A 12,947-nucleotide genomic window follows, 5' to 3' on the forward strand; every position below is an offset into this window, starting at 1 on the left:
GATGGTTATGAAAAAGCTGTTCCTGATACTTAACCTGTCGCTGCTGGGTCTGGCATGCAGTAAAAGCGGAAAGGATGATGATCCGTCCTTCCAGTTCGCAAAAGGATTCGGGCGTTCCGAGGAACGGCCCGAAGGTGTACCGTTCGTTTGGCCGGTTGGGTTACGACTGGTTGGCGAACCCGGTACCGGCGATGAGTGTTTTGACGCGATATATAAGCAAAAAAGACTTTTCGGCCACGGTGGCGGTGTTGCTGTATGCCTTAACTTTTATAACGAAACCGATAAGCCTATCACATTGAAACTGCCGCCGGGGCTCATGTTTGTCAGTAAAACGGTCGAAGCGCAAAATGGCCTGTTATTGACGGTCGTCACGATCGAAGTTCCGCCTAAGGAGCAGTATTTAGCCCAATTGAACATGATGTGCGTCAATCCGCCGCGTAGCTCGTCGTCGGGTTATGAATATGAAGCACAGCCCATTGTGACCGACCACCCGGCGTTGCGGCCGCTGATCGACCTACTCGCAAACAAGCGATGCAATTACGAATACTATGGCGGCGACTACGACAGTCAGCTGGCGCTGGAAATCGGTGCGACGATCAGCGTCGCCGCGCAGGATCTGATCTATGGCAAGCCTATCCACAAGCAGGAGCAGCAAGCGATCGCAGCAATCCCTGAGAAGTAGGAGTTTTTGTCGATAGATCGCGTTATCTGTCGACAAAAACTGTTTTTTTCTGTTCAGTTTCTTTCCTTGGTCCTTTTGTCAAAACCGATACAAACAAATGGCGACAGCTGTTATCAACTCTGCCGATGTTTTCCGCATCGATTCATTTCCCAATCCGCAGTTGCTCCGGCCGGAGGCTGTTTTGGTTAATAGAAATGAAATCGATATATGCCAGCAAACGGAAGTAGGGACATTGAAATTCAGGAGCCTGCTATTCCCGGACATGCATGTGATGAACCTGCATTGGCAGGTTGGTAGGGATGTGAGTATCGTTGAGAATAGTCCGGCGGATACGGTGAATATTAACTTTCAAATGTCCGGCCGGATGAATACCCGGTTCACGGGCATTAGCGGCGAGCTTGTCATGAACCCCCGTCAGCACAACCTTATTTTTTCGCCGGAAGGCGGTTTTCGGAACAATGTCAAGGCTGGCGAGCAGGTTGAAATGTTCCATATTAGCATAGGTAAACGATATTTTTCGGAGCTCATCGGATGCGATGACCGTTGGAGCGAGCGCGCGCAGAAAGCTATGGCGAACGAAAGTCCATTTGCCGGAAAAGAAAGAAATCCGGATGTTACGCCATACATGATGAAGGTGATCAGAGACATCAAGCAATGTTCACAAACGGGGGCCATACGTAATTTGCTTGTACAGTCGAAAGTTTTGGAGCTGTTGGCACTGCAACTTGGACAAATGCAGGATGCTGCCTGCCATGCACCCGGTTTGAATGCCGCGGAAATCGGGCGTCTGCATGAGCTGAAAACATTCCTGGATGCCCATTTTCTAGAAGATTTCAGTTTGTCCAAACTCGGCCGGATTTGTCTGCTCAATGAATTTAAGCTTAAAAAAGGGTTTAAGGAGCTGTTCGGCACGACGATTTTCAGTTATCTGCGCAAGCTGAGAATGGATTTCGCAGCCCAATTGCTTTTGAACACCTCGAAAAGCATAGAAGACATTTCCCGGATGCTCGGCTACGAACATCCCCAACATTTTTCGACAGCATTCAAAGGTTATCACGGATCGAAGCCTTCCGATTTCCGACATCGAAGCCAGGCCTTTCAACCATTAACGGCTTGTCATTACTAATTGTCTTTCATTTATTTCAGGAAGCATACCGCTACGCCCAGCCGAGCAGCTATACCGGCAAAGTGGTGATCGAACAACAGTGATCTGATACAAGTTTGCTGCACATCCATTCCGCCTATTTTATGAAATGGTGATGTCGGCGATGACGAGAAGTCGCGCAGATAGCCAAGGTACCGCCTGTTAGTAGATCAATACGGCCTGCACCCTCAATTTGGCTACAACATTTCCTGTTCCGGCTACAAGCGCTTTGTCACGATCGCGGAAATTTGCTGTGTAAAAATTAAAAATAATATGCAGACGGAAATAAAGAAAGTGGCACTGGTGACAGGAGCAAATACAGGCGTGGGATACCAGATCGCTAAATCACTTGCTGAGGAAGGCTATACCGTTTACGTCGGTGCCAGAAACCAGGAAAAGGGGAATATTGCTGCTACCGAGCTTGGAAAACAGTCAAAAGCCGTTCAATTGGATATTACCGATTCTCAATCCATCGATGCGGCGGTAAGGCAAATTCAAAGCGAAGCCGGATACCTGACGCTGCTGGTTAATAACGCAGCCATCTCCAATGCAGGAACACTTGGGCGCACGATGGAAGAGGTCCTTGGAGCCCAGCGCCCCAGTGTCGCGCCTATGGACGAAATGAAAACGGTTTGGGAAACGAATGTATTTGGTACACTTGCTGTGACACAAGCCTTTTTACCTTTATTAAGGAAGGCTGAGAAAGCGCGGATTGTGACCGTGTCGAGCGCTTTGGGTTCTCTTACTTTGAATGCCAATCCAGCTAATCCATACCGCTCAGCGTTCGATGCCGTCTATGGGGCATCCAAAACTGCGCTTAATGGCGTTTTCCTTTCGCTGGCCATCGATTTAGCGAATACCAATATCAAAGTACACCTGGTAAGTCCTGGTTTTACTGCAACGGCTCTGAATAATTTTCAGGGGACCGATTCGGTGGAGGAGGGGTCTATGGAACCAATAAGGGTGGCGTTGTCAGAAGACCTGCCGACAGGAAGTTTTACCGGCCCCGCTCATTATGCCGGAGCAGACAACATTGTTCCGTGGTAATAGTAACAGAGTCAAAATCCTGTGGCTGGAAACAGTCACGGGGTTTTGATACATTTATATGATGAAAACTAAGGACGACAAATTGATACGGTTCATAACGATATCGGAAACGCATGAGGCTTTTGGCTTGCCCAAACCTCAACATCCTTTGATCAGCCTTGTGCATTTCAACGAGCGCAACCCTTTTAATACAAGCATGGCGCCGATCTATGACGTGCTTAGCTTCTATAAAATCACTTTCATTACCGATAACAACGGAAGGCTGAAATACGGACGGGATTACTATGATTACGATGAAGGAAGCATGCTGTTCCTGGCGCCTAACCAATTGGTGGGCAGCACGGATTATAATAGCAGGACCTATTGTTACATCCTGCTCATACATCCCGATTTTTTACTGGGCCATCCTTTGGCAAGTAAAATCAGGCAATACGGTTATTTCGCATATTCAGCCAATGAAGCACTGCATTTATCCGACACGGAAAAGGAAAATATCCTGTCGATTTACAGGAATATGGAAAAGGAACTCAACAGCCGTGTGGATGAGTTCAGTCAGGAGCTCATGATCGCCCATATTGAATTGCTGTTGAGCTATGTCAACCGCTACTACAAGCGGCAGTTCATTACCCGCAAAGTGGTCAACGATGACATCCTGTCCAAAACAGAAGCCATACTGGATCATCATTTGAACAGCCAGCAATCCCTTCATGACGGGGTTCCTACGGTTCAATTTCTTTCCGAAAAACTGAACCTCTCGCCAGGTTACCTAAGCGATATGCTCCGTTCGCTGATCGGGCAGAATGCCCAGCAGTATATCCACGAAAAATTAATCGAAAAAGCCAAAGAGCGGCTGACGACGACGCAGTTAAGCATGTCCGAAATCGCTTATGAGCTCGGTTTTGAACATTCGCAAAGTTTCAGCAAGCTGTTTAAAAACAAAACCAATCAATCTCCGATGGAATTTAGGGCTTCGTTCACGTAAAAACATTCGTTTAGGGTAAATCAATTTAAGGATGGCAAAGGATTGATTTTATTAACTTTGCCCCATGCGAAATGAAGAAACGATTGGAATACCCGGACTCAATGAGGAGGACCTCCGACTCAAAGGTTTTAAAGTTCATGCCCTTCCGGAATCGACGGATGTTCCGGTCAAAGCCGGGCGGCGCGACTTTTACAAAATGGGTTTGGTCAACGGCGATATGACCATTGATTACGGTGGTCAGCTTCTGGACATCAAAGGAACCGCACTCTTTTTCGTCAACCCGCAAGTGCCGCACGCGCTTGTCCGCCGTATCAACCGTACCAGTGGTTACGCCTGTATCTTTACCGAAACCTTCCTCAATGGGCGGGATTTACAGGACTCCCCGCTTTTCAGGGTCGGCGAAAACCCGGTCGTATCCCTTAATGCAGAACAAGCTGCATTTATGACTAGCCTTTTTGAGAAAATGTTGTCAGTATATGATGGCGACTATCTTTATAAGAGCGATCTGATCAAAAACTACATGACGCTCATCATCCACGAGGCCCTTCGAATACAGCCCGCGCAGCACAGCTCCACCTTCCGAAATGGCGAAAGCCGCCTCGCACACCTGTTTATTGACCTGCTAGAAAAACAGTTCCCGATAGAGCGCAGCGACGAACCGCTCCGCTTACGCACTCCTCAGGACTATGCCAGGCATTTAAATGTACATGTCAATTACCTGAACCGGTCTGTCAGGGAAACGACGGGCAAAACTACTTCGGCGCATATATCCGCACGCATTATTGCCGAGGCGAAAGCACTGTTGCAACATAGTGATTGGAGCGTGGCCGAGATCGCTTACGCGCTTGGGTTTGAATACCCAGCCTACTTTAACAACTATTTTAAACGCCTGACGGGCAGCACACCGAACGCTTTCCGGAAGGTTTGAAAATCATAGTTATTGGTTTGATATTGATTGGCTGTCCGCCCAGCTGCGGCCTAATTTTGCCTTGTAAATATTAAATCATTCAACAATGAAAATTTTAGTAACAGGAGCAACAGGAAAAGTAGGCAGCCGTTTAGTGCCGCGGCTGATAGCCAAAGGCTTTGATGTATCGATATTGGTCAGGGACATTGCAAAGGCCGTCGAACTGATTGAACTCGGTGCGACACCCATCACCGGCGACCTGTATGAACCAGCCACACTGCCAGCGGCCGTTTACGGCATGGATGCCGTGATCCACCTTGCCGCGCTCTTCCGGACCTTTACAGATAACGAAGGTATCATCAAAACCAACCGCGAGGGAAGTATCGCACTAGCCCAGGCTGCACACGAGGCAGGTGTCAAACGATTTGTTTTTACCAGCACCTCTAATGTGTACGGTTCAGGTTACCACCGGCCGGCAACAGAAGAGGAACGGGTGGATATCAACGATCCGCGCGCTTACTCTTCCAGCAAGATCGCCGCAGAAAGGGAATTGATCGGGATGCAGCAAAATCAGGGATTTGATGTCCGTATCCTGCGTCTTGGCTTTGTTTACGGAGATAAAGACCCGCATATCGCCGAAATTATCCCATACATTAAAAAGCTGAACATGCATTCTGGTTCGCGAATGCATATGGTACATCACCTGGATGTCGCGCAGGCACTGATCCTGCTGCTCACCATCGAAGGGTTGGATGGCGAGATCTTCAACGTAGCCGACGATGCACCGATCACTTTGTATGAACTGGCTGATTCTGTCGGAAAAGCAGCAGATACCTTTGAGGAAACGGAAGGGCCGCTACAAGACCCTTTCCAGGGCGTTCAGGATATTTCCAAACTACGAAGGAAAACCGGCTTCCGGCCATTGGTACCTAGCTACTACGTGGCCCGCGATCTTGATATTTTGTAGCCGTAAACCGTGTGCTTAGCGGCATTGAAAAATTCGGATGCCTTTTCCCCGGATTTGTTACCAGGGTCTGTGGCGCTCAACCTCGAAAACCAGGTAACTTTTTGTTAATACAATGGTAATGCGTATTAACTGACCTCTTACCTCCCCGAAAGTAATTTTGAACCCGGATCATAAGTAAAACTTCAATTTTATGCGTTCAAAATTACCCCTATCAAGACTCCTAGGTCTTTCCGCGTGTTTGCCTTGGGTTGTACTAAATACTTATCCGGCCCAGGCGTTTCCCGCGGGTGTTAATACAAAACTTTCGTTACAGGTAGAAGCTTCTGTTTCAAATCCTGAGCCTGTTATGCAGTCCGTCTCGGGTTCGGTTACAGATGAGGCCGGGGCGCCGCTGCCAGGAGCAACTGTTGTCGTCAAAGGCACGACAAAAGGTACCTCAACGAATGCCGAAGGGAAATTTGTTATGGATGCCGATGCTGACGCCGTTCTCGTGGTTTCTTTTGTCGGATACGCCACCAAACAAATTTCCGTAGGCGGGCAATCGTCGATAGTTGTCCAGTTACGTCAGGACCTTTCCCAATTGAATGAGGTGGTTGTAGTTGGCTACGGCACTCAGAAAAGGTCGGACATTACCGGCGCTATCTCTTCCATCAGCAGTGAGGGTTTCAACAGGGGCGTTGTCACGAACCCGGGTGAATTACTGCAAGGCAAGCTGGCCGGTGTTTCCATCGCCGCAAATAGCGGTGAACCAGGGGCCGCGCAGGATATCATTATCAGGGGTATCGGTAGTCTACGGTCAGGAACGCAGCCCCTGTACGTAGTCGACGGGTTTTTGCTTGACAACTCCTCCACCGGTGTTCCCACCAACCCGCTGAACTTCATCAACCCCGGCGATATTGAAAGTATCGATGTACTCAAAGATGCCAGTGCGACAGCGGTATATGGGTCGAGGGCATCAAACGGGGTTGTCGTAATTACCACAAAAAAGGGTAAGGGAAAACCGCAAATGACTTTGTCGGCGTCCACGGCGATATCGTCCATGGCTAATAAAATAGATGTTTTCAGCGCTGACGATTTTCGCAGGGAGGTTGTGGCCACAGGCGGGACTTTGCAGGATTTCGGAGCCAATACGAATTGGCAGGATGAATTGTCGCAAACAGGCGCTTCGAACAACCTCAACTTGTCCATGAGTGGAGCCAACAGCGAAAATTTCTCGTATTTCACTTCCGTAGGTTACCAGAATCAGGAAGGGATACTGAAAAACAGCAGGCTGAAACGTTATTCAGGCAAATTGAATTTGAACCAGAAGGCATTCAACGGCAGGTTAAAAATCGACTACAATTTAACGGCTTCCCGCACGGAAAATTTGCGACCGGATATCACTTCTACCATGAGTGATATGCTTAGTTTGAACCCGACGATCGCTCCTTACACCAATGGTGTGCCTACCTTGCTGAATACCAATGCATTGAATCCGCTTGCCCGGTATAATTTGTTCAGTGACAAGGCTATCAATCACCGTATCCTCGCCAATATTTCACCGTCGATAGAAATCCTCGATGGCCTGACTTACAAACTGAATTTTGGTGTTGATTATTCCACTACAACCAGAAATCAGCAGTACAAGCCCTTCCCGGCGGTTGTTAACGAGTCCGATGTTTCCAATGGCGTTCTGGATAATACGATAAGCGGAAATACCAATCAACTTGTTGAGAATACGCTGACGTATAACTGGTTCCGTAATAATCATAGTGTTACGCTCCTGGCGGGCCATTCTTTCCAAAAGTTTTTGGATGAAGGCAGAAACACGACCTACCGCGGCTTTGCAAACAACAATATCGATCCTATTTACCAGGACCACACGAGCACAACCGCACTGCCGACCGCGGTCAGTTCGGATGCTTTAAAAAATGAGCTGCAATCTTTCTTCGGCAGAGTAAACTATATATATGCGGATAAATATATGGTTACGGGTACGTTTCGGGCCGATGGTTCTTCCAAGTTCGGACAGAACAACAAATACGGGTATTTTCCTTCTTTCGCCCTGGGGTGGAATATAAGCAAGGAGGATTTCATGAACCATTCGATGTTCAGCAACCTGAAACTACGCGCAAGCTGGGGACAGACCGGTAATCAGGAGATCCCGTCAAAAATTACCAAAGCAAGCTATTTGGAGCAGCGCCTGCAAACAGGTACAGGAAGCGTAAGTACGTATCCTATCGATACCGATGCTACTTCGCTGCAAGGCTATCCATACGGGATTATTTACACGAGATTGGCAAACCCTAATTTGAAATGGGAAGTGTCCACGCAGGCAGATTTAGGTATAGATTTCGCACTATTCAAATCCAGATTGAGCGGGACCCTCGATTATTTTAACAAGCAATCTTCCAACATACTTCTGGAAGTTGTTCCTGCCGATCCTATTCAGCCTACTTCCACATACTGGACGAATATCCCGGATATGAAAATCCAGAACAATGGTGTCGAGCTGACTTTGAATTACAGCAGCGACCCGAAACGTGACTTCTCGTACACTATCGGAGGTAATCTGACCTACATTAAAAACGTCGTTAAGAAGTCACCTTATGCGGTTTTGGCTACCGGGGCCGCTCAGGGTGCCGGCCAATCGGGGGCGACTATCAACGGCTACATCAATGGTCAGCCTTTGGGCGCATTCTATATGTACCAGTTTGATGGAATTAATCCGGACAATGGTCAGAATAAATTCAGAGATGCCAATGGAGACGGGGCGATATTGGACAACGACCGTGTCGTGGTGGGCAGCGCGATCCCTAAAATCATCTATGGATATAACCTTAATTTCAAATACAAGGCTTTTGATCTGGGCCTGAATTTTAATGGGGTAGCTGGCAATAAGATTTTTAACCACACGACCATGACTTTGTTCAGCAGGGCACAATTGGCGAAGTCTAACAACACTACTGATGTTGCCACTAAATATCCGAATGAGGCGCTGAGCAATGCCAATGTTGTGTCGACCCGTTATCTCGAAAACGGCTCTTTCATGAGGCTGAACAATGCTACGCTGGCTTACAATCTGAATTTGGCCGGTACGAAGCTGGGGAGTTCCATCCAGCGCGCCAGTCTTACGCTAACGGGCCAGAATTTGTTCGTCATAACCAGTTATTCAGGTTTTGATCCGGAGGTTAATACAGGATCTGCTTCCGGCGGAATCCAGACATTTGGTATCGACCGGTTTACCTATCCGAAGGCAAGAACTTTCCTGCTCGGTCTTAATGTGACATTTTAGTAAAAATAGACGGGTCATTTAGTAATACATTGATAATCAAATTGTAATGAAAAATATAGGATTTAATAAAGCGTTACCCATAGTCGCTTTACTGGCTTTTTTCGGTTGTACTACACTGGATGAGGAAATTCTGGATGAGTCTCTCACGGGAACGGGCCAGGCGGAGCTTGTAAGTGGGTCGATAGCTCCGGTATATGGCCTTCTCCGATCTGGCGTGTGGTTGCATACTGCGCAGTTCGGACTTCAGGAGGTTGCTTCCGATGAAGGTATTCTCCCTTACCGCGGAGGTACCGACTGGTACGATGGTGGCAAGTATATCGCGATTTACCAGCATTTGACGACCCCGAGCAATGCCCTGGTTGGCGATACCTGGACGAATATCACTCTGACTTTATCGAGAGCCGTCATTGCAGCAGAAAGATTAAATGCAGCGGCTAAGGACGGTAATGCAAGTGCGCAGGCCGCTTACTACGAAATGGTTGCCATGAAGGCATACCTCAATATGATGTTACTTGACAACTGGGGCCTGGTTTTCAAAAAAGAGCTTTCGGGTGATGTGTCTCAAATCCTGAGAGGACAGGAAGCTATCAATTACATCCAAAGCGAGCTTTTATCGGTGGTGGATGTAATCAGCAAAAACAATGACCCGGGCAGGATAAACCAAAATGCGGTAAAAGCTTTGCTGGCGCGTTTGTATCTGAATGCTGCCGTCTATCGCGATCCATACGGTAAGCCTGAATTCAAGAAGGAGGATATGGATAAGGTGATTCAATATACCAATGAAATCATTGCGGGACCGTACTCCCTGGCTTCTGAATATTTCGATTTGTTCAGCGACGATAACCATACCAACAAGGAGCTTATTTTTGCGCTTGACCAGCGGGGAGTATTGGAAACCGATCAACAGCGCTGGGCATATTGGTCGATATCCGGTGACCAGATACCAAGACCTGAGTTTCCCAACACGCGCGGGACGGACGCGGTAGCGGTGACGCCCGACTTTTATCAAACCTGGGTGGATGCCAATGGAAGTGTAGATCCGGCCGATGCCGACGCTCGCTTCTTTAAGAAAAATACAATCGTACCTGAGAATCTGAAAGACCTTACCGGAGTTACCCCGCTGAATGATGCGGAGCATTATTATTGCGTTCAGGACACGCAGTTTGAAATGGACAGGGGAATTCTTCGTGGAATTATCTGGGGTCCCAGAAAGGACGGCAGCGGTAATATTTTGAAATGCAGCGACGGTAAGGTAAGAATATACCCGGTGATCAACAGAAGAACGAGCGGCGCTAACCTGACTTACGTAAATCATATACGCAATGTCGATTTTACCGGCCCGGGCAGCTTGCACAACACGGGCTACCGGTTTTCAAAGTATCAGTTTAGTCATACCGGTAACAACTGCTGCAGTTACAGCAGTGTCGACCTGGTTTTGATACGGCTTGGAGAGATTTACCTGATGCGCGCCGAAGCGAAGCTGAGGAACGGCGACAATGCCGGGGCTCTGGCCGACATCAACACATTGAGAACTTCAAGAAATGCCCGACCGGCCCAGACGCCAAAAGCGCTGACCAAAATCGACCTCGATATATTGTTCCGCGAGTCGGGATTTGAGCTGTATTGGGAAGCATTCAGAAGAAATTACCAGATCCGTTTCGGAAAATACGAGGGCAAATGGACGGAAAAAACGGATAGCAATGTCAACAAACGACTATTCCCGATCCCACAGAGAGCGATCGACGGAGCTTCCAGCGAGGAAGGATTCCTGGTACAAAATCAGGGATATTAAATCCAATCTGGCCAGCTTTGAAAGGGCTGAGGGATTATCGCCGGCAGGCTGATTGGACGAAAAGCATTTCGCGCCAAAGAAGAAGTTGTCAAAGGTTATTTTAACTACAAAGGTGGATTTTATACACTTTCGTAGTTAAAATAACCTTGATTATCAACTCAAATTTGAAGGTTGCCAAGATCAGAATCGCAACACCTCTCCGTCTGCGAGTCTTCTGATTTCAACATTTTGATCCGCTCCCGCTTTGCTCAGAGTGTTTTCGAGATCGGGAAATTCGGTATACATGGGAGGGTTGTCAAATTGCCCGTAATGCATAGGTACCAGCATTTTCGAGCCGAGTATGCGTGTGGCGGTCACCGCCTGAATGGGAGTCATGGTTCCAGGCATTTCAGCTAGCGGTAATACCCCGGGAACACCCCCTACAACACCATTTACCGGTAAAAAGGCGGCATCAAATGGGCCGTAATGCCGGGCAATAGGCCACCAGTGGCCATGCCAGTTGGTGTCGCCGCCATGGAAGATGGTGTCCGTGCCGTCACTGACGATATAAGAGACCTGCTCGTCACCTATCCAGTCAACCGCCGGTACAGGCGTAATTTCAAATACGCCCAGCGTGAATGTTTCGTGTAATCGCACGCTATTGATCAATAACCCGTTTTCGAGCCCTGCCGCGCGAACGGCGGGGGGACCGTAAATGTCGCCGTTTTCCCGAATCAGCTCGCGAAGTAGCGGCTGGTCAAAATGATCCTGGTGAACATGCGTAATGAGCGCCGCCCTTCCCGGCGTTTTAGAGGAAGGTACCGGTAGCACCGGAAATATCGGCTCGCCGATAAACGGTGCCATGGCGGCGACATTCTGTAACGGATCAATGTATAGGGTCATGGCCCCACTTTCCAGCATAAGGCCGGCCCATGATAATCTTGTAATTTGCATCTTAATAAATCGAAAATTTGAAATTGAATTATTCCGCATTCGGAACCGGGAAGGCATCGCGCCGACTAGTGGGCGAGCACCTGCCTGATCACCGCACCAGCTTGCAACATTGCCACCTTTACGGCAGGTACATCATATTGTTTTTAATGGTTGATGATTTGAAAATGTAAATACGATGCTGAATCGTTTGCCAAAGCTACGGGTGGCCCGAATCAAAGTACATGGGCCGACTTCGGTATTTGTTGTACGTCAAAAAGTAAGAGGTAACCAGCACGCATCGTTATCTGCTGATTGCGTCTCAGGGTTTTAATGTACAAGCAGAACAGGAATCAGAACCTTTTAGGGCGTTGGGACGTCAGGTACCTTAACAAAGGTTGTCAATACGATCAAAGGCCGAGCTATGCTTTTTTAGTAGCCTGACTTTTCTTTGCCTTCATTCATTTCACTGGTAGTTGTTCTAAACTCTTTTTTGAAAGCAAAATAAAAGTGGGTGATGTCTTCAAAGCCTAAATCAAGATAAATGTCAGCAGCCTTTTGTTTTTTCTCCTCGATGAGAAACCGGGCTTCCTGCAAACGTCTTTTTACCAGCCAGCGACTCGGAGTTTCATTGAATATGGTTTTGAAATCCCGCTTAAATGCCGATAAGCTACGACCGGTGAGGAAAGCAAACCGCTCCATGCCGACATTGAACTTGTAATTCTGCTGCATGAACTTTTCCAGATCCAATCTGCCGGGAACGCCAAAGTCGAAAAGAATATCTGATAACTCAGGATGTAGTTGTAGTAGAATGAGCAGCAACTCTTCTCTTTTTACATCAGAAAACATGGGACTGATGTTTCCGGAATTGTTGTAGTATGGTTCCAACGACAATAAAAAACTATTGATCAGGTCATCCTTTTTCAGCCTGATGAATGCGTCTTTTGAAGCAAAATTTTTAAACACTATGGAATGCTTTTTCTGAAAAGCTTTTAAAAACGCCTCATCTAAAAAGATAATCACCTTCTCGAATTCATTGTTATCACGCACTTTGTTGTATCGGGCCAGCCGGTTTTTGCGTACCAGGCAACTTTCGCCCGCTTTCAGAACATAATGTTTGTTACCGTCATATCCATTCATAGTCCCCTTGGCCAGAAACAAAAAGAAATGTTCGGCGATGAATTGTTCTGCGGAAAGAGCAGGACCAATGAAACAGGATTTTATTTCCGAAATTTTCATTCAG

The 12,947-nt window shown here is 47.6% G+C and carries 10 protein-coding genes; 8 read left to right on the plus strand and 2 right to left on the minus strand.

Translation table 11 applies throughout. The features are described 5' to 3' along the window. The first annotated feature begins 7 nt into the window (after positions 1 to 7). The 8 genes from BMW93_RS04285 (at position 8) to BMW93_RS04320 (ending at position 10,795) form a co-directional block, all read left to right on the plus strand. Complete coding sequence (locus BMW93_RS04285) at positions 8 to 682, plus strand: hypothetical protein (protein WP_143061588.1); 675 nt, start codon at positions 8 to 10, stop codon at positions 680 to 682. Between the two features lie 97 nt (positions 683 to 779). After that, complete coding sequence (locus tag BMW93_RS04290; protein ID WP_090373983.1) at positions 780 to 1,808, plus strand: helix-turn-helix transcriptional regulator; 1,029 nt, start codon at positions 780 to 782, stop codon at positions 1,806 to 1,808. A gap of 291 nt (positions 1,809 to 2,099) precedes the next feature. After that, the gene (locus BMW93_RS04295; protein WP_090373984.1) at positions 2,100 to 2,873 is read left to right on the plus strand and encodes an SDR family NAD(P)-dependent oxidoreductase; all 774 of its coding nucleotides are present in this window, start codon (positions 2,100 to 2,102) and stop codon (positions 2,871 to 2,873) included. Positions 2,874 to 3,021: 148 nt separating this feature from the next. Further along, positions 3,022 to 3,855, plus strand: a complete 834-nt coding sequence (locus BMW93_RS04300; protein WP_310590231.1) for a helix-turn-helix transcriptional regulator — start codon at positions 3,022 to 3,024, stop codon at positions 3,853 to 3,855. Between the two features lie 64 nt (positions 3,856 to 3,919). Then, positions 3,920 to 4,783, plus strand: a complete 864-nt coding sequence (locus BMW93_RS04305; RefSeq protein ID WP_229240200.1) for an AraC family transcriptional regulator — start codon at positions 3,920 to 3,922, stop codon at positions 4,781 to 4,783. An 85-nt stretch (positions 4,784 to 4,868) separates the two neighbouring features. Further along, complete coding sequence (locus tag BMW93_RS04310) at positions 4,869 to 5,729, plus strand: NAD(P)-dependent oxidoreductase (RefSeq protein ID WP_090373985.1); 861 nt, start codon at positions 4,869 to 4,871, stop codon at positions 5,727 to 5,729. Positions 5,730 to 6,075: 346 nt separating this feature from the next. After that, positions 6,076 to 9,003: a TonB-dependent receptor gene (locus BMW93_RS04315; protein ID WP_229240202.1), complete on the plus strand. Its 2,928-nt coding sequence runs from the start codon at positions 6,076 to 6,078 to the stop codon at positions 9,001 to 9,003. A gap of 46 nt (positions 9,004 to 9,049) precedes the next feature. Next, complete coding sequence (locus BMW93_RS04320) at positions 9,050 to 10,795, plus strand: RagB/SusD family nutrient uptake outer membrane protein (RefSeq protein ID WP_090373987.1); 1,746 nt, start codon at positions 9,050 to 9,052, stop codon at positions 10,793 to 10,795. 180 nt (positions 10,796 to 10,975) lie between these two features. Here the strand turns inward: BMW93_RS04320 and BMW93_RS04325 are convergent, their stop codons facing one another. Together BMW93_RS04325 and BMW93_RS04330 are read right to left on the minus strand one after the other, a co-directional pair. Further along, a complete protein-coding gene (locus tag BMW93_RS04325) occupies positions 10,976 to 11,677 on the minus strand; it encodes an MBL fold metallo-hydrolase (protein WP_229240206.1) in 702 nt (233 codons plus the stop codon). A 459-nt stretch (positions 11,678 to 12,136) separates the two neighbouring features. Beyond that, on the minus strand, positions 12,137 to 12,943 hold the full coding sequence (locus tag BMW93_RS04330) for an AraC family transcriptional regulator (RefSeq protein WP_090373989.1): 807 nt from the start codon (positions 12,941 to 12,943) through the stop codon (positions 12,137 to 12,139). Positions 12,944 to 12,947 lie beyond the last annotated feature (4 nt).

The organism is Dyadobacter sp. SG02 (assembly GCF_900109045.1).
Taxonomy (GTDB): domain Bacteria; phylum Bacteroidota; class Bacteroidia; order Cytophagales; family Spirosomataceae; genus Dyadobacter.

Excerpts from the sequence above, each read along its gene's own strand:
- BMW93_RS04290 (WP_090373983.1), top strand. The coding sequence starts at position 780 with ATGGCGACAGCTGTTATCAACTCTGCCGATGTTTTCCGCATCGATTCA.
- BMW93_RS04305 (WP_229240200.1), top strand. The coding sequence starts at position 3,920 with ATGCGAAATGAAGAAACGATTGGAATACCCGGACTCAATGAGGAGGAC.
- BMW93_RS04285 (WP_143061588.1), top strand. The coding sequence starts at position 8 with ATGAAAAAGCTGTTCCTGATACTTAACCTGTCGCTGCTGGGTCTGGCA.
- BMW93_RS04330 (WP_090373989.1), bottom strand. The coding sequence starts at position 12,943 with ATGAAAATTTCGGAAATAAAATCCTGTTTCATTGGTCCTGCTCTTTCC.
- BMW93_RS04295 (WP_090373984.1), top strand. The coding sequence starts at position 2,100 with ATGCAGACGGAAATAAAGAAAGTGGCACTGGTGACAGGAGCAAATACA.
- BMW93_RS04320 (WP_090373987.1), top strand. The coding sequence starts at position 9,050 with ATGAAAAATATAGGATTTAATAAAGCGTTACCCATAGTCGCTTTACTG.
- BMW93_RS04315 (WP_229240202.1), top strand. The coding sequence starts at position 6,076 with ATGCAGTCCGTCTCGGGTTCGGTTACAGATGAGGCCGGGGCGCCGCTG.
- BMW93_RS04310 (WP_090373985.1), top strand. The coding sequence starts at position 4,869 with ATGAAAATTTTAGTAACAGGAGCAACAGGAAAAGTAGGCAGCCGTTTA.
- BMW93_RS04325 (WP_229240206.1), bottom strand. The coding sequence starts at position 11,677 with ATGACCCTATACATTGATCCGTTACAGAATGTCGCCGCCATGGCACCG.